Below are 16,325 nucleotides of genomic sequence, written 5' to 3' on the forward strand. Positions count from 1 at the left end.
CCGCGCGCGGCCCCCGCGACGCGCAGCCCCGGCGGGCCGTCGGGCCCCGGCACGAAGGCCGCCAGGTCCGCATCCCACACCGGCCGCCCCCGGTGATGGGCGGCAAGCTGCACGTTCGGGTTCCACCCGCCTGCGACACCCAGCACGCCGCAGTCCAGCCAAGCCGTGCCGCCCGGTCCCGTCACCGCGATCGCCCTCAGCCCCTTGCGTCCGCGCGTTCCCGTCACGACATGCCCTGCCCAGGTCCTGTAATCCCCAAGGCTTGTGGCCCCGGCGCGCGTGTCGATCACGCCAAGACACGGCACCCCCCGCGCCAACAGCGACATCGCCGTGCGGTGCCCGTCATCGTTGTTGGTGAAGATCGCCACCGGGTCGCCCGCCCGCGCCTGCGGCGTCACCCCCCAACGGTTGGCATAGGCGCGCAGCGCACCGGCCAGCAGGACGCCGGGCCGGTCGTTGTCGGCAAAGGGGATGTGTCGCTCCGTGGCCCCCGCGCACAGCACCGCATGCCGCGCCGTGATCCGCCACAGGGTCTGGCGCACGCGCGTGCCGGGGTCGGGCAGGTGGTCCGACACCCGTTCCACCGCGCCGAAGATGCAATGGTCATAGGTGCCGAACACGGTCGTCCGGGTGAGCACGCGCACGTTGGGCAGCGCGGCCAGTTCCGCCGCGACCGCCGTCACCCAGTCGGGCGCGGGCCGGTCATTCAGCGCGATCCCTTCGCCCAGAAGTCGCCCGCCGAGGCGGAAATCCTCGTCCGCCAGCACGACCTGCGCACCCGCCCGACCTGCCGTCAGCGCGGCCATCAGCCCCGCCGCCCCGCCACCGATCACCAGAAGGTCCGGGTGCAGATAACCGCGGTCATAAGCGTCGGGGTCGGGCAGCCCCGACAGCGCGCCAAGCCCCGCCGCGGCCCTGATCGCGGGTTCATAGAGCCGCTCCCAGAAGGCGCGCGGCCACATGAAGGTCTTGTAATAGAACCCCGCTTTCAGCAGCGGCGCCACCAGGTCGTTCACCGCCATCAGGTCGTGGCGCAGCCCGCCCAGATGGTTCTGGCTGGTCGCCTCCAGCCCGTCGAACAACTCCGCCACGGTCGCGCGCGTGTTCGGCTCGGCCCGCGCGCCGGTCTGCAGCGTTACCAGCGCGTTCGGCTCTTCCGGCCCTGCCGCGAACACCCCGCGCGGGCGGTGATACTTGAAGCTGCGCCCGACAAGCTGCACGCCGTTCGCCAGCAAGGCCGAGGCGAGCGTGTCGCCGGGATGCCCCGTATAGCTGCGCCCGTCGAATGTGAAGCCCAGCGTGACGCTGCGGTCCACCAGCCCGCCCGCGATCCGGGTCATGGGCGGCCCCCGCGCACCACGTCGCGCGCCAATTCCGCGCCGAGGATCTCGTGGGTCACCGTATCGCGCGTCACCACCAGCCACGACCGGTCGCCCTGTTCGTGGAACCACAATTCCCGGTGCACGCCCGCCGGGTTGTCGCGCAGGTAGACATGGTCGCTGAATGCGTCCTCCGCGTGCTCCGCCATGCCGTCGGGCCGCGCCAACAGCGATGCATCGCCGAGATAGGTGAACTCCTGCGCGTCGCGCGGGCCGAGCAGCGGGTGGGGGATCAGCATGGGGTCGCCTTCAATGCAGGTTGGGCTGGGCGCCGACGCCCTTTTCGTCGATGACATGGCCGCGCGCGAAACGGTCCAGCCGATAGGCCGCGGCGGTCGGGTGCGGATCGCCCGTCGCCAGCAGATGGGCGAAGGCGTGGCCCGAGGCCGGGGTCGCCTTGAACCCGCCGTAGCACCAGCCCGCGTTGAGGTAGAGCCCGCCTACATCGGTCCGGTCGATGATGGGTGAGCCGTCCATGGACATGTCCATGACGCCGCCCCATGACCGCAACAGCCGCGCCCGCCCGATCATCGGCATCAGCGCCATGCCGCCTTCGATCACGTCCTCGACCACCGGCAGGTTCCCGCGCTGCGCGTAGGAATTGTAGCCGTCGATATCGCCGCCGAACACGAGGCCCCCCTTGTCGGACTGGCTGACATAGAAATGCCCCGCTCCGAAGGTGATGACACCGGGGATCACGGGCTTCAGCCCCTCGGTGACGAAGGCCTGCAAGACGTGGCTTTCGATGGGCAGGCGCATCCCCGCCAGCGCCATCACGCGGCTGGTGTTGCCCGCGACCGCCACGCCGACCTTGCCCGCCGCGATATACCCGCGCGTGGTGTCCACCCCCCGCACCGCGCCGCCTTCGATCCTGAAGCCGGTCACGGCACAGTTTTGGATGATGTCCACCCCCAGCCGGTCGGCGGCGCGGGCATACCCCCACGCCACCCCGTCGTGCCGCGCCGTGCCGCCGCGCGGCTGCCACAACCCGCCCTTGATTGGGAATCGCGCGGCGTCGAAGTTCAGGAACGGCGCCATGGCGCGCACCGCGTCGCGGTCCAGCAGCCGCCCCCCCGCGCCGGTCAGGTGCATCGCGTTGCCCCGCCGGCGGTAGGCGTCGCGCTGCGCATCCGTGTGGAACAGGTTCAGCACGCCGCGCTGCGAGACCATCGCGTTGAAGTTCAGCGTCTGCTCCAGCCCCTCCCAGAGCTTCATGGAAAACTCGTAGAACGGCTGGTTGCCGGGCAGCAGGTAGTTCGACCGGATGATCGTCGTGTTTCGCCCGATGTTGCCGCCACCCAACCAGCCCTTTTCCAGCACGGCCACCCTGCGCTGCCCATAGACGCTGGCAAGGTAGAAAGCCGTGGCCAGCCCATGCCCGCCGCCGCCCACGATCACGATGTCATAGGCGGGGTCCGGGTCCGGGTCGCGCCACATGGGTCCCCAGCCCGTGTGGCCGCGCAGCGCCTCGCGCAGCAGTCGCATCCCTGAAAACCGCATGCTTCCGCCTCTCGCCGTTTCGGGGTGTTCTACCCGGCGCGATGGCGCTACGCTTTCATGAAAGCGTCATTTTCTTGCAGGTATATGCCATGCCCCGCCGCATCGGCTTCGTGCTGGTTCCCGGTTACGCGCTGATGAGCACCGCCGCCGCGATGGAACCGCTGCGGGCAGCGAACCTGTTCGCGCCCGCGCCGCTTTACGACATCGTGCCGCTGTCGGTCGCGGGCGGGCCGGTGCGGTCCTCGCTGCCCGCGCAGATCGACACCGCGCCGCTGTCGGCGGGGCCGTTCGACATCGTCTTCGTGGTGGCGGGGGGCGATCCACTTGCCCACAGGGACCGGCGGCTTGACGATGCACTGCGGCGGCTGGCCGGGCAGGGCGTGGCGCTGGGGGGCATTTCCGGCGGTGCGGCGCTACTCGCGCGGGCGGGTTTGATGGAGAACCGCCGCTTCACGGTGCATTGGCATCACCTCGATGCCGTGCGCGCGCTGCGGGGGCCGTTCGCGGTGGACCGGCGGCTCTACGTCATCGACCGGGACCGCTATACCTGTGCCGGGGGGACTGCGCCGCTCGACATGATGCACGCCATCATCGCGGCGGATCATGGCGCCGGGATGGCGCGGCGCGTGGCCGAATGGTTCATCCAGACCGAGATCCGCGCGCCCGACGCGCTCCAGCGCGCGCGCGCCGATCATGGCCCCCTGTCGCCGCCGGTGCGCGATGTGCTGGAGCTGATGGACAGTCATCTGGCCGATCCGCTGGACCTTGGGCAACTGGCGGCGCTGGCCGGCCTGTCGCCGCGCCAGTTGCAGCGTCGCTTCCGGGCGGAGACGGGCGCGACGGTCATGGCCCGGTATCGGGCGCTGCGGCTCGACCGTGCGCGGGACCTGCTGACGGGGTCGCGGCTGCGCGTGGGCGACATCGCCGCAATGACCGGCTTCGCAAGCCCCGCACATTTGTCGGCGGCCTTCGCCGCGCGTTTCGGCGTGCCGCCGCGGGCGGCACGGGCCTGATGCCGGATCGGCCCCGGGCAGAGGCCCCGGCGCAAGGCCGGGGCGGCGGTGCGCGGTGTGTCGTCGGCGCGTCAGGCCAGCAGCGCCGCAACCTCGTCCCGCGACGGGATGGATGCCGCGGCCCCGCGCCGCGTGGTGGACAGTGCCGCGGCGGCGGCGGCGAAGTGCAGGGCGGCGTCCATCTTCTGCCCCTCGGCCAGTGCCGCGCCAAGCGCGCCGTTGAAGCAATCCCCGGCGGCCACGGTATCGACCGATGCGACCCGGAAGACTGGCACCACCCCGCGCCCGCCATCGCGGGCCTGCCAGACCAGCCCTGCCGCCCCGCGCTTGACCACCGCGGTTACGGCGCCGCGATCTAGCAGGGCCGCTGCGGCGGCGAAGGCACTTGTTTCGTCCACCGGGGCGATGCCGGTGAGGGCCTCGGCCTCGGTCTCGTTCGGGGTGACGATATCCGCCGCCGCGATCAGTGCGCCGATATCCGCCGACGGAACGGGCGCGGGGTCGAGGATCGTCACGGCCCCCGCCGCGCGCGCGGCCCGCAACGCGGCCCCGGTCGCGGTCAGGGGCGTTTCTAGCTGGAACAGCGCCACGGCGTTGCCCGCGAAGACCGCCGGGTTCGGCCCCGCCGCGTTCCAAGTGCCGTTCGCCCCGGCGATCACCGTGATGACGTTCTGGGCATCGGTATCCACATGGATCAGTGCCATGCCCGTCGCTTCGCCCGCGACGGTCACGAGATCGCCGGTCCCGACCCCGTAGCGCGCCAGTTCCGCCCGCGCGAGATCGGCGAACCCGTCATCGCCCACGGCCGCCACGAAGCGCACCGGCCCCCGCGCCAGCCGCGCCGCCGCCACCGCCTGGTTGGCGCCCTTGCCCCCCAGCCCGGTGGCGTGGCCCGTGGCATGGGCGGTCTCGCCGGGCCGGGGCAGGTGGGGCACATAGGCGGTCAGGTCGATATTCACCGATCCGAAGACGGTGACGGCGGGGCGGGCGGTTGTCTGGGGCATGGCCGGTCCTTGGCGTGTGTCTTGGGCGTGACCGACCCTATCGCGCCCGCGCGGCGTGGACTATACCCCACGCCACGCCCGGCACCGCGACACGACCGGGCCGCGATACCAACGGGAGGAAACCCATGAAACTCATCCGCTTCGGCGAAAGGGGCGCGGAACGCCCCGGCGTGATCGACGCCACCGGCACGATCCGCGATCTGGCGGGCGTCGTGCCCGACATCGCGGGGCCCGTCCTGTCCGATACAGGGCTTGCGGCGCTGCGCGAGATCGACACGGACAGCCTGCCCGCGGTGCGCGACGGGGTGCGCGTCGGCCCCTGCGTCGGTGGGGTGGGCAAGATCATCGGCATCGGGCTGAACTATTCAGACCATGCCGCCGAAGCCGGGATGCCCGAACCCGCCGAGCCGATCCTGTTCATGAAGGCGGCATCGTCGCTTTGCGGCCCGAACGACCCGACGCCGCTGCCGCCGGGGTCCGAAAAGCTGGATTGGGAGGTCGAACTGGCCATCGTGATCGGCACGACCGCGCGGAACGTGACCGAGGCCGACGCGCTGGCACATGTGGCGGGCTATGCCGTGTGCAACGACGTGTCGGAACGGGGCTGGCAGCTGGGCGGCACCGGGCAATGGGTCAAGGGAAAGAGCTTTGACAATTTCGCGCCGCTGGGGCCGTGGCTCGTGACGCGCGACGACGTGCCCGATCCGCAGGACCTGTCGCTCTGGCTCGATGTGAACGGGGTGCGCGCGCAGACCGGCAGCACGGCGAAGATGATCTTTGGCGCGGCGCATCTTGTCAGCTACGTGAGCCGCTTCATGACGCTGCATCCGGGCGATGTCATTACCACGGGGACGCCGCCGGGCGTCGGCATGGGCATGAAGCCGCCGCGTTATCTGAAGGTCGGGGACGTGGTGGACCTGGGGATCGACGGTCTGGGCGCACAGCGGCAGGAGATCGTGGCCGACCGGGTGGTGTGATATGTCCGGTTCGCGACGGCTGCATCATTCGCCTCAGCCGCGCACAGCGGAACCCGAACGGGCGCGATGATCCGGCCCGTCTCAGTGCGAATGTTCGCCACAAGTACGCAAGCAAAACGCCTGTCCGGAAGAACCGGGCAGGCGCATGTCGTGGCGGTATCAGCCGACCAGTCCGCCGTCTTCGCGCCAGACGGCGATGACGCTGGAGCGGGGCAGGCCCTCGCCATCGGGGAAGGATCCGCCCGGGTGCTGGATGCCCACGAACATGGTCTTGCGATCCGCCGACCAGCACAGGCCCGTCACCTCGGACCCGTTGGGGCCGGTCAGGAAGCGTTCGATCTGCCCCGACACCGGATCGCCCACGAGCATCTGGTTGTTGCCCATGCCCTCGAACTCGCCCTCGTTGCTGTCGTCGCCATCGGTCTGGATCCAGACCAGTCCGGCGCTGTCGAACATCATCCCGTCAGGCGAGTTGAACATGTTGCCCGGGTTCACGTTCGCCGACCCCTTGTAGGCGCCTTCCGCGGTGACCGGGTTGCCCGCCATCACGAACAGGTCCCAGCGGAACGCGGCAGTCCCGTGGTCGTCATTGGCCGGGAACCAGCGCACGATCTGGCCGTAATTGTTGGCCTCACGCGGGTTGGGGCCGTTCACCGGGGTCGGGTCGCCGCCTGCATTGGGCTGCACGCCACGATTCTTGTTGTTCGTGAGCGCCGCATAGCCTTCGGCCGCCAGCGGGTTGACCTGCACCCATTCCGGGCGGTCCATTGTCGTGCCGCCCGCGGCCGAAGCGGCCATGCGGGTGAAGATCAGGATCTCTGCCGCGTCCATGCCGGTCGTCTCCGGCGTCAGGGCTAGCCATTCGCCCGTACCGTCCGCGTGGAACTTCGCCACGAAAAGCGTCCCATCGTCGAGCAGGTGATCGGTGGCACCGCCGGGTGTATAGACCCCGTTTGATACGAACTTGTAGAGATACTCGCCCCGCTCGTCGTCACCCATATAGACAACCACGCGCCCGTCGGGCGCCAGCGTCACGGCGGTGTTCTCGTGCTTGAAACGCCCCAGTGCCGTGCGCTTGACCGGGGTCGAGGTCGGGTCGGACGGGTCGATTTCCGTCACCCAGCCCTGGCGGCGCGGTTCGGCGGGGTTCTTCGAGATGTCGAAGCGCGCATCGAACTTGTGGTAATCGTAGCCCCAGCCGTCATGGCCGATGCCGTAGCGGTCAAAGTCGTCCGGCAGCGCCGCCTCGGGATCGGTCGACCCGAAGTAGCCGTTGAAGTTTTCCTCGCAGGTCAGGTAGGTGCCCCACGGCGTCGGGCCCGACCCGCAGTTGTTCATCGTGCCGAGCGGGGCCATGCCTTCGGGGTCCGCGTCGGTCTTCAGCAGGTCATGCCCCGCCGCCGGACCGGCAAAACGCATCGGCGTGTTGTGGTCGATGCGGCGGTTCATCGGGCTGTCCACGACGATCTCGTACCCGCCGCCGTCCTTTGGGGCCACTTCCATGATCGTGACGCCCTGGATGCGCTGGAGCATCAGCACGTCGTCGGCGGATTGCGGCACGCCGTCGGACGCGGGCAGGTTGGTCTTGAGATTGGCGTATTCGTGGTTGACCGCGATCACCTCGCGCCCGTCGACCTTGAACAGCCACATCCCGTCGGTGTTTTCGCCGAAGATATGCTGTGCGGTTTCCGCGTCATGGCCCGACGCGGGATCGAAGCCGTTGCCGCCCGATGTCAGCGGATCGCCCCAGCGTGCCACGGTGGACCATGCGTAGCCTTCAGGGACGTGGACGGTGAAGTCTGTCGCGATCCCGATGGGCGTGAAGGCGAAGCGCGAGGCCGCCTGCGCCTGTGCCGAGGTGGAGGACATGAGGTTGCCCACCCCCATCACAGCCGCACCCGACCCGAAGGCGAGCACGCCGCCGAGGAATCCGCGCCGCGAGATCGCTTCTTCGACGACCTGGTCGAAATCGTTGGTCTCAGGGCGGGGATATTTCAGTTCGTCCCACTCGTCCGCGGAAAGTTCGCGGGGATCGATGTCTTTCATGGCTGGTTCTCCCACTGGCTACGTTACCCCCGGAGCGTAGTGCGCCCACATGGCAATCTTGTGATGGTCGGGAATGAAACCGCACACTCCCGCAGGAAGTGTGCATGCCATGCCGCAAGATCGGCAAGAGAATTCGGCGCCGCACCCGTTCCGGGCCGGGGGTGCGTCACGGCACCAAGGACGGGCCGTCGGAAACGCGGACGGGCGTGGGTGCCGCCCGCCGCAAGGGGCAGGCGGCAGCGATGTCAGGCGAAGGTCTTGTCCATCGCGGCCGTGACCGCGGCGACGATCTCGTCAGCCTCGTCCGTGGTCAGGCACAGCGGCGGCGCGAAGCCTGCAATGTCGCCTTCGGGCATGGCGCGGGCGATCACGCCTTCCGCCAGAAGGTTCGACACGAAGCGCGCGCCGATCTTCTCGCTCGCGTCGAAGAACCGGCGGCTGTCGCGGTCGGCCACGAACTCGATGGCGGCCAGCATGCCCTCGCCGCGGATCTCGCCGACGTTGGGGTGCTCGCCGACGGCCTCGGTAAGGGCCTTGCGGAAATAGGTGCCCGTGGTGCCCGCGTTCCACACCAGCCCCATGTCATCGATCAGCTTCAGGTTGGCGATCCCAGCCGCGGCCCCGATCGGGTGCGCCGAATAGGTCCAGCCATGTCCCAGCGGGCCGTTCTCGTCGCAGCCCTTCACCAGCACGTCCCACATGCCCTCGGCCACGATGGACCCCGACAACGGCGCATAGGCCGAGGTCAGGCCCTTGGCGATGGTGATGAGGTCGGGCTTCATCCCGTAATGCTCGGACCCGAACATGGACCCGAGCCGCCCGAAGCCGGTCACGACCTCGTCCGCCACCAGAAGGATGTCGTGGCGCTTCAGCACTTCCTGGATCTTGTCCCAGTACCCGGCGGGCGGCGGCACGAGGCCGCCGGTACCCAGCACCGGCTCCCCGATGAAGGCGGCGATGGTGTCGGCGCCCTCGCGCGCGATCAGCGCCTCCAGCTCGGCCACGCAATGGTCGGTGAAGGCTTCTTCCGACATCGAAAGGTCAGGCCGGCGGTAGTAGTACGGCGCCTCCGTGTGGATCACCTGGCTCAGCGGCAGGTCGAACTTGTTGTGGAACGCCTTCAGCCCCGTGAGCGACCCCGTCACCAGACCAGAGCCGTGATAGCCGCGCCAGCGCGAGATGATCTTCTTCTTCTGCGGACGCCCCAGGATGTTGTTGTAGTACCAGATCAGCTTGACGTTGGTTTCGTTGGCGTCCGACCCGCCGAGCCCGAAATAGACCTTGGACATGCCCTCGGGCGCGCGGTCGAGGATCATCTTGGACAGGGTGATCGACGCTTCGGTGCCGTGCCCGACATAGGCGTGGTAATAGGCCAGCTCGCGCGCCTGTGCGGCGATGGCCTCGGCGATCTCCTGTCGCCCGTAGCCCACGTTCACGCAGTAAAGCCCCGCGAAGCCGTCCAGCAAGCGGTTGCCGTCGCGGTCCTCGATGAACACGCCGTCGCCGCCCTGGATGATGCGGGCCATGGATTCGCCGCGCACATGGGTGCCGAGATGGGTCGAGGGGTGGAAGAAATTCTCGCGATCCCACTTGCCGAGCTGGTCGTTGGTCAACATGGTTCGTCCTTTCTGGTGTCTGGTCTGCGGGCGGGTTCAGGCCCAGTCCCGGCACACGTACTTGATATCGGTGAAGGCTTCCAACCCGCTGCGCGCCCCTTCGCGCGCAAGGCCGGACTGTTTCATGCCGCCGAACGGGATCGGGGCGCCGGTGACCTTGGTGCGGTTGACCGCGACCATGCCGAATTGCAGCGCCCGGCTGAGCCGGAAGATCCGGCGCGGGTCCCCGCTGTGGACATAGGCCACGAGCCCGTATTCGGTGGCGTTGGCGCGGGCGACCGCCTCGGCCTCGGTGTCGAAGGGGGCGATGGCGGCGACGGGCCCAAAGGTCTCTTCCGCAAAGATCTTCGCGTCGGCGGGCACGTCCACAAGCACCGTGGGTTCATAGAAGAGCGGCCCAAGGGCCGACCGTTTGCCGCCCGCCACGCAGCGCGCGCCAAGGGCCAGCGCGTCGGCGACGTGGTCTTCCTGCTTTGCGACGGCGTTCTCGTTCATCAGCGGGCCAAGGTCGCAATCGTCCATGCCTGGACCAAGCGTCAGGGCCGCAACCCGGTCGGCGAAGCGCGCGCAGAACGCTTCATAGACGGACCGTTCGACAAGGAAGCGGTTCGCGCCAAGGCAGTCCTGCCCGGTGGTGGCGAACTTGGCCTTCACGGCCTCGTCCACCGCGCGGTCGAGATCGCAATCGGCGAACACGAGGAACGGCGCATGCCCGCCCAGTTCCAGAACAAGCCGCTTCACCGTGTCGGCGGAGCGGCGGTAAAGATGCCGCCCGACTTCCGTCGAGCCGGTGAAGGACAGGGCGCGGACGCGGGGGTCGGTTAGCCATGGCTCCACCACCTCGGGCGCGTGTCCCGTCACCACGTTGAACACACCGGCAGGCAGGCCCGCGCGGTCGGCAAGCTCGGCCAGCGCCAGCGCGGAATAGGGCGTTTCGGCAGATGGATGCACGACCACGGTGCAGCCCGCCGCCAGCGCCGCGGCGGCCTTGCGGGTGATCATGGCCGAGGGAAAGTTCCACGGCGTGATGAGGGCCGCAACGCCCACGGGTTCGCGCCACAACTCCATCTCTGCATCGGGCAGGTGCGAGGTCACGCCTTCGATGTTCGGGCGGCGGGCTTCCTCGGCATAGAATTCGAGGAAGGAGGCGGCATAGCCGATCTCGCCACGCGCTTCCGACAGGGGCTTGCCCTGTTCGGCCACCATGATGAGCGCGAGGTCCTCGCAATGAGCGATCATCAGGTCATGCCAGCGGCGCAGGGCGCGCGCGCGGTCCTGCGGCAGCATCACCGACCAGGCGTCGAACGCCGTCTGCGCCGCGTCCACGGCGGCCGCGCTCTCGGCCTCGGACAGGCGCGCGACATGGCCGATGCAGGCGCCGTCGGCGGGATCGGTGACGGGGAAGGTCGCACCGGACGCCGCGGCCACCCAGCGGTTGCCGATATAGGAAAACGACCGGATCAGTTTCGGATCGGAAAGGACGACGCCTTTCGGGCGGCCAAGCCGTTCGATCATGCTCATGGGGGCTGTCCTGCAGATGGTGTTGCGATGGACGCAGCCTACACCGCGGCGGGCAGAGGTTTCGTCCGAACACGGGCCCGCGCGCCGAAGCTTCCTTCGGAAGTTTCCGCCTTGCGGATCAATCCTTCTGGAGACCGAGCAATTGTGCCAGCGGCAGGTCGCCCGACTTGACGTGCTTCGTGACGACATAGGTGAAGTAGCGCGCCATCCCGATGGGGGATTCGAGCAGCGTGTCGATCAGGCGCTGATAGCTGTTGATGTCGGATGTCACGACCTGCATCAGGTAATCGACCCCGCCGCCGATGGCCCAGCAGCCGACGATCTCGTCATGGCGGGCGACCGCGGCCTCGAACAGCCGGAAGCTCGCGGCCTTGTGGCTGTCCAGTTCCACGACGACGAATACCACGACATGGGCCGACACCAGCGACAGGTCGATATCGGCGCGGTAGCCACGGATCAGCCCCGCGTCCTCCAGACGTTTCAGCCGTTCCCAGCAGGGCGACGCGGACAGGTTCACCCGCCGCGCAAGCTCGGTCTTGGAGATACGCCCCTCGGACGCGAGGACGCGCAGGATCTGGATGTCGCGAGGGTCAAGCTGCACAGGCACAGGTCCGGTTACGGTCGGCGGAAATCCTTGTCAAACCTATCCGCGCGCGCGACATTGTGCCATGTCAATTTGGCCGCCAGATCCGTCGACGCTGGAACGCCCCGCCTATCACTCGCTCGCCATGTGCCTGATGCGCGCGATCGACGCCGACGAATTGCGCCCGGGCACACGGTTGCCCACGCAGCGCGCGCTGGCGTTCGAGCTGGGCCTGAGCGTGCAGACCGTCAGCCGCGCCTATGAGCAGCTTACCCGGCTGGGCATCATCACCGGTCATGTCGGGCGGGGCAGTTTCGTCGCGGCCCGGCAGACCGACGCGTCGCTGCCATGGCAGCGGCCGCCGGGCACCGATGCGCTGATCGACTGCGCGATGCTCACGCCGGTGCTGGGCGCGCCGCAGGCGGCGGCCATGTCACGGACCCTGCGCGACATGGGCGGCGATATCGGCGAAGGCGTGCTGTTCTCGTTCCGTCCGCGGGAAACCCTGCGCGACCATTGCGCCGCTGTGCTGCCATGGCTGGCGCGCTGCGGACTGGACCTGGACGGGCCGGAGCGCGTCTTGCCCACCAACGGCAGCACCGCGGCGATGACCTGTGCGCTGATGACGGCGCTGAAACCGGGCGATCTTCTGGTGGCCGACGCGATGGGGCACCACACCTTGCCGTCACTCGCATCCGCGCTGGGGCTGAAGCTGGAGGGGCTGGACGGCGACGCGCAGGGTATCCTGCCGGACGCCTTCGCGCGGATCTGCCGCCAGACGCGGGTGCGGGCCATCTATCTGATGCCCGCCGGTCTTGGCCCGACCGCCACGCCCATGGATGGGGCGCGGCGGCAGGCCATCGTGGACATCGCGCGGGCGGAGAACGTGTGGATCATCGAAAACGATGCCTGGGGGCCGCTCGACCCCGACAGGGGTCCGCCGATCGCCGGGCTCGCGCCCGAGCGGACGTTCTATTTCACCGGCCTCACGAAATGCCTGCTGCCGGGCCTGCGGATCGGCTGGCTGGTGACGCCCGACGGCATGATCCATGCCGCGCGGACCCGGCATCTCGTGTCGAACTGGATGGCGACGCCGCTGATCGCCGATATCGCCACGCGTTGGATGACGGATGGCACGGCGGCGGCGCTGCTCGATTGGCAGCGGGCGCAGCTTGCGCAGCGCAAGGCACTGGCTGCGCGGCTGCTGGCCAACGTCGCGCACCGGGTTTCACCCGCCGGGATGCATGTCTGGCTGCCGCTGCCCGACCGCTGGCGCGAAGATGGCTTCGTCACGCTGGCGCGCACCAACGGGGTCGGTGTCGCCGCCGGGGCCAATTTCGCGGTGCCCGGCACCGTGCATCTGCGCGGCGTGCGAATCTGCCTTGGCGCGGGGTCCGAAGCGGATATCGATACGGCGCTGCGGATCGTCGCGCGCCTCGTCGATGTCGCGCCCGAGGACGCGTTGCTGGCAATCTGAGCGCTTCTGTATCGGCAGCGGTCGTGCAGACCGTGCAGATTGTCATGGTTCAATATTCCAATTGACTTGATTCAAGTCGTTTCAGACGGTTTGCGGATGACGGGCGGGCTGCCGATTTTGCGTGAAAGGCCCGGGGCGTCGCGGCTGTGACCGGCTTCCGGTGCGGGCCTGCGTTCGACCGGCACAACCGCTGAGACACGGCAGACGCCGCCCGCGACAACAGGAAAGGTGCGTTCGATGAAACGATCAAGTCTGCTGGCGGGAACCGCCGCCGTTGCGATGCTGGCCGGTGCGGCCGCGGCCGACACGTGGCGCTATGCCTTCGAGGAGTCGCTGCAGGAGGTGCAGGGCCAGTTCGCGCAGAAGTTCAAGGAACATGTCGAGGCGAATTCGGATCATACCGTCCAGCTCTTCCCCTTCGGCACGCTGGGCGAATCCGCCGACATCATGGAACAGGCGCAGGCGGGCATCCTGCAATTCGTGAACCAGTCGCCCGGCTTCACCGGCGCGCTGATCCCCGAGGCGCAGGTGTTCTTCGTGCCCTACCTGCTGCCCACGGACCAGGAACACCTCGCCGCCTTTTACGAGGAAAGCAAGGCGGTCAACGAGATGTTCCCGCCGCTCTACGAAGAGCAGGGGCTCGAGCTTCTGGTGATGTATCCCGAGGGCGAGGTGGCGATGACCACCAAGGAACCGGTGCAGACCTGCACCGATCTCGACGAGGTCAAGTTTCGGGTGATGACCAACCCGCTGCTGGTGGAAAGCTACCGGGCGTTCGGTGCCACGCCGACGCCGCTGCCATGGGGCGAGGTCTATGGCGCGTTGCAGACCAACATCATCCAGGGGCAGGAGAACCCGACATTCTTCCTGTATTCCACGAAGATGTACGAGGTGACGGACCACATCACCTATACGGGCCACAACGTGTTCACGACCGCGCTGATGGCGAATGACGATTTCTACGAAGGGCTCGGGGACGAGGACCAGCAACTGATCCAGGACGCGGTAGAGGTCGCCTATGACTTCATCGTCGAATACCAGGAAGGACTGGCCGAGCAGGAGCTTGCCAAGATCAAGGAAGCCAAGCCCGAGATGACCGTCACGGTGCTGTCCGAAGAGGAACGCGCCTGTTTCGTGGAGGCTGCGGCCGACGTGGAAGCGACCTTCATCGAGATGACCGGCGACAGCGGCGCTGCGATCCTCGAACAGATGAAAGCGGATCTGGAAGCCACGGCACCCTGAGCCAGACCCGTCCGCGCCCCGCCGGTTCTGTCGGCGGGGCCACCTCAACGCCCGTGCGAAAGGACCCGCCGTGGCCGAAAAGTCGCCCAGTGACCAGACCAGTGACGAACACGCGTCGAGCCTTCCGGGTATCCTCGGCACGATCGACAGCCTGATCTCGCGCGTGGAATCGGTGATGCTCGCGGTCGGCGTCCTGCTGATGGCGACGAATACCATCGCCAACGTGATCGGGCGCTTCGTGTTCCAGAGCAGCCTGTTCTTCTCGGAAGAACTGAACCGCATCCTGATCATCCTGATCACCTTCGCGGGCATCAGCTATGCCGCGCGGCAGGGCCGCCACATCCGCATGTCGGCGATCTACGACGCGATGCCGCCCGCCACGCGCAAGGCGATGATGGTGGTGATCGCGCTGGTGACCTGCGTGTTCATGTTCGGGCTGTGCTATTTCTCGGCAGCCTATATCGGCACGCAGGCCAGCCGGGGGCGGCTGTTGCCATCGCTCCAGATCCCCGTGTGGTGGACGCTGGTGTGGGTGCCTGTGGGGTTCTTCATGACCGGGATGCAATACCTGCTAACTGCCATCAAGAACCTGACGCAGAAGGACATCTACCTGTCCACGCGGGTCCTGGAAGGATACGACAATGACGAAATCGAGATCTGAGGGGACCGCACCATGGCACTGACGATCTTTTCGGTCATGATCGTTCTTCTGCTCCTCGGGTTTCCGATGATGATCCCTCTCATCACCGGGGCCTTCGTGGGCTTCTACACGATGCTGGGCGGTTTCTCGCAGATGGAAACCATGGTGCAGCAGTTCATGGCGGGGATCCGGCCGGCCTCTCTCATCGCCGTGCCGATGTTCATCTTCGCCGCCGACATCATGACGCGCGGGCAGTCCGCGGCCCGGCTGATCGACATGGTCATGTCCTTCGCGGGCCACCTGAAGGGCGGGCTGGCGATTTCCACCGCGGCGGCCTGCACGATGTTCGGCGCGGTGTCCGGGTCCACGCAGGCGACCGTGGTCGCGGTGGGCGGGCCGCTGCGTCCGCGCATGCTCAAGGCGGGCTACAAGGACAATTTCGTTCTGGCGCTGATCGTGAACGCGTCGGACATCGCGTTCCTGATCCCGCCCTCCATCGGCATGATCATCTACGGGGTCGTGTCCAACACCTCGATCTCGGAACTGTTCATCGCCGGGATCGGGCCGGGGCTGCTCATCCTTGTGCTGTTCTCGATCTACGCGGTGATCTACGCCATCCGCAACGACGTGCCGACCGAACCGAAGTCGACATGGGGCGAACGGTTCGCGGCGATGCAGCGCGCGGTCTGGCCGCTCGGGTTCCCGGTCATCATCATCGGCGGGATCTATGGCGGCGTGTTTTCCCCGACCGAGGCGGCGGCGGCTTGCGTGTTCTACGCGCTCCTGCTGGAGGTCGTGGTCTTCCGGTCGATCAGCCTGGCCGATGTCTACAGGACGGCGCAATCCACGGGGCTGATCACGGCTGTGGTCTTCATCCTCGTGGCGGCGGGTGCCGCGTTTTCCTGGGTGATCTCCTTCGCGCAGATCCCGCAGGCGGTGCTTGGCGGGATCGGGATCGACGAGATGGGCCCTTACGGCGTGCTGTTCGTCATCTCCATTGCGTTCTTCGTGGGCTGCATGTTCGTGGACCCGATCGTCGTGATCCTCGTGCTGGTGCCGATCTTCGCGCCCGTGGTCCAGAGCGTGGGGCTCGACCCCGTGCATGTGGGTATCATCATCACGCTGCAGGTCGCTATCGGGTCGGCCACGCCACCCTTCGGCTGTGACATCTTCACCGCCATCGCCGTGTTCAAGCGCCCCTACATGGAGGTGGTACGCGGCACGCCGCCCTTCATCCTGATCCTGTTGAGCGTGGCGGTGCTGCTGATCTTCTTCCCGCAGATCGCGCTGTTCCTGCGCGACCTCGCCTTCCCGCAGTGACGGAGGA

14 protein-coding genes are annotated in these 16,325 nt (G+C 67.8%); 6 read left to right on the top strand and 8 right to left on the bottom strand.

What is annotated here, in order from left to right; translation table 11 throughout:
- The 3 genes from DDE13_RS07540 to DDE13_RS07550 form a co-directional block, all read right to left on the bottom strand.
- Positions 1–1,340: 2Fe-2S iron-sulfur cluster-binding protein (locus DDE13_RS07540; protein WP_162630907.1), on the bottom strand; the 1,340-nt coding region annotated here is incomplete at its 3' end.
- Positions 1,337–1,618, bottom strand: a complete 282-nt coding sequence (locus DDE13_RS07545; protein ID WP_111403050.1) for a sarcosine oxidase subunit delta — start codon at positions 1,616–1,618, stop codon at positions 1,337–1,339. The genes DDE13_RS07540 and DDE13_RS07545, both read right to left, overlap by 4 nt.
- A gap of 10 nt (positions 1,619–1,628) precedes the next feature.
- Positions 1,629–2,879 carry a sarcosine oxidase subunit beta family protein gene (locus DDE13_RS07550; RefSeq protein ID WP_111403052.1) on the bottom strand — a complete coding sequence of 417 codons (1,251 nt, stop codon included), beginning with the start codon at positions 2,877–2,879 and terminating at the stop codon, positions 1,629–1,631.
- Between the two features lie 89 nt (positions 2,880–2,968).
- Between DDE13_RS07550 and DDE13_RS07555 the strand changes: the two genes are divergently transcribed.
- Positions 2,969–3,892, top strand: coding sequence for a GlxA family transcriptional regulator (locus DDE13_RS07555; protein WP_235868631.1), 924 nt, complete (start codon positions 2,969–2,971; stop codon positions 3,890–3,892).
- A 71-nt stretch (positions 3,893–3,963) separates the two neighbouring features.
- Here DDE13_RS07555 and DDE13_RS07560 read toward each other — a convergent pair whose 3' ends face one another.
- Entirely contained in the window at positions 3,964–4,896 is a 933-nt protein-coding gene (locus DDE13_RS07560) for a ribokinase (protein ID WP_111403054.1), read from the bottom strand.
- A 125-nt stretch (positions 4,897–5,021) separates the two neighbouring features.
- On the opposite strand from DDE13_RS07560, the gene DDE13_RS07565 reads away from it, so the two are divergent.
- Positions 5,022–5,873: a fumarylacetoacetate hydrolase family protein gene (locus tag DDE13_RS07565; protein WP_111403056.1), complete on the top strand. Its 852-nt coding sequence runs from the start codon at positions 5,022–5,024 to the stop codon at positions 5,871–5,873.
- Positions 5,874–6,032: 159 nt separating this feature from the next.
- Here DDE13_RS07565 and DDE13_RS07570 read toward each other — a convergent pair whose 3' ends face one another.
- The 4 genes from DDE13_RS07570 to DDE13_RS07585 form a co-directional block, all read right to left on the bottom strand.
- A complete protein-coding gene (locus tag DDE13_RS07570; RefSeq protein WP_111403058.1) occupies positions 6,033–7,919 on the bottom strand; it encodes a PhoX family protein in 1,887 nt (628 codons plus the stop codon).
- A 245-nt stretch (positions 7,920–8,164) separates the two neighbouring features.
- Positions 8,165–9,535, bottom strand: a complete 1,371-nt coding sequence (locus tag DDE13_RS07575) for an aminotransferase (RefSeq protein ID WP_111403060.1) — start codon at positions 9,533–9,535, stop codon at positions 8,165–8,167.
- A gap of 36 nt (positions 9,536–9,571) precedes the next feature.
- Positions 9,572–11,056, bottom strand: a complete 1,485-nt coding sequence (locus DDE13_RS07580) for an NAD-dependent succinate-semialdehyde dehydrogenase (protein ID WP_394340290.1) — start codon at positions 11,054–11,056, stop codon at positions 9,572–9,574.
- 118 nt (positions 11,057–11,174) lie between these two features.
- The gene (locus tag DDE13_RS07585) at positions 11,175–11,657 is read right to left on the bottom strand and encodes an Lrp/AsnC family transcriptional regulator (protein WP_111403062.1); all 483 of its coding nucleotides are present in this window, start codon (positions 11,655–11,657) and stop codon (positions 11,175–11,177) included.
- A 67-nt stretch (positions 11,658–11,724) separates the two neighbouring features.
- On the opposite strand from DDE13_RS07585, the gene ehuR reads away from it, so the two are divergent.
- The 4 genes from ehuR to DDE13_RS07605 all read left to right on the top strand — a co-directional run bounded on the left by ehuR (position 11,725) and on the right by DDE13_RS07605 (position 16,318).
- A complete protein-coding gene (gene ehuR / locus DDE13_RS07590) occupies positions 11,725–13,116 on the top strand; it encodes a MocR-like ectoine utilization transcription factor EhuR (protein ID WP_222626052.1) in 1,392 nt (463 codons plus the stop codon).
- Positions 13,117–13,353: 237 nt separating this feature from the next.
- On the top strand, positions 13,354–14,358 hold the full coding sequence (locus DDE13_RS07595; RefSeq protein ID WP_111403064.1) for a TRAP transporter substrate-binding protein: 1,005 nt from the start codon (positions 13,354–13,356) through the stop codon (positions 14,356–14,358).
- 70 nt (positions 14,359–14,428) lie between these two features.
- Entirely contained in the window at positions 14,429–15,019 is a 591-nt protein-coding gene (locus DDE13_RS07600; RefSeq protein ID WP_235868632.1) for a TRAP transporter small permease, read from the top strand.
- 12 nt (positions 15,020–15,031) lie between these two features.
- The gene (locus tag DDE13_RS07605) at positions 15,032–16,318 is read left to right on the top strand and encodes a TRAP transporter large permease (RefSeq protein WP_111403066.1); all 1,287 of its coding nucleotides are present in this window, start codon (positions 15,032–15,034) and stop codon (positions 16,316–16,318) included.
- The last annotated feature ends 7 nt before the right edge of the window (positions 16,319–16,325 follow it).

The organism is Meridianimarinicoccus zhengii, assembly GCF_003254465.1.
Classification (GTDB): domain Bacteria; phylum Pseudomonadota; class Alphaproteobacteria; order Rhodobacterales; family Rhodobacteraceae; genus Meridianimarinicoccus; species Meridianimarinicoccus zhengii.

What these genes read in the sequence shown, in the direction of transcription:
- DDE13_RS07560 (WP_111403054.1), bottom strand. Translation starts at nt 4,896, where the DNA reads ATGCCCCAGACAACCGCCCGCCCCGCCGTCACCGTCTTCGGATCGGTG.
- ehuR (WP_222626052.1), top strand. Translation starts at nt 11,725, where the DNA reads ATGTCAATTTGGCCGCCAGATCCGTCGACGCTGGAACGCCCCGCCTAT.
- DDE13_RS07580 (WP_394340290.1), bottom strand. Translation starts at nt 11,056, where the DNA reads ATGAGCATGATCGAACGGCTTGGCCGCCCGAAAGGCGTCGTCCTTTCC.
- DDE13_RS07570 (WP_111403058.1), bottom strand. Translation starts at nt 7,919, where the DNA reads ATGAAAGACATCGATCCCCGCGAACTTTCCGCGGACGAGTGGGACGAA.
- DDE13_RS07565 (WP_111403056.1), top strand. Translation starts at nt 5,022, where the DNA reads ATGAAACTCATCCGCTTCGGCGAAAGGGGCGCGGAACGCCCCGGCGTG.
- DDE13_RS07555 (WP_235868631.1), top strand. Translation starts at nt 2,969, where the DNA reads ATGCCCCGCCGCATCGGCTTCGTGCTGGTTCCCGGTTACGCGCTGATG.
- DDE13_RS07550 (WP_111403052.1), bottom strand. Translation starts at nt 2,879, where the DNA reads ATGCGGTTTTCAGGGATGCGACTGCTGCGCGAGGCGCTGCGCGGCCAC.
- DDE13_RS07605 (WP_111403066.1), top strand. Translation starts at nt 15,032, where the DNA reads ATGGCACTGACGATCTTTTCGGTCATGATCGTTCTTCTGCTCCTCGGG.
- DDE13_RS07545 (WP_111403050.1), bottom strand. Translation starts at nt 1,618, where the DNA reads ATGCTGATCCCCCACCCGCTGCTCGGCCCGCGCGACGCGCAGGAGTTC.
- DDE13_RS07595 (WP_111403064.1), top strand. Translation starts at nt 13,354, where the DNA reads ATGAAACGATCAAGTCTGCTGGCGGGAACCGCCGCCGTTGCGATGCTG.
- DDE13_RS07575 (WP_111403060.1), bottom strand. Translation starts at nt 9,535, where the DNA reads ATGTTGACCAACGACCAGCTCGGCAAGTGGGATCGCGAGAATTTCTTC.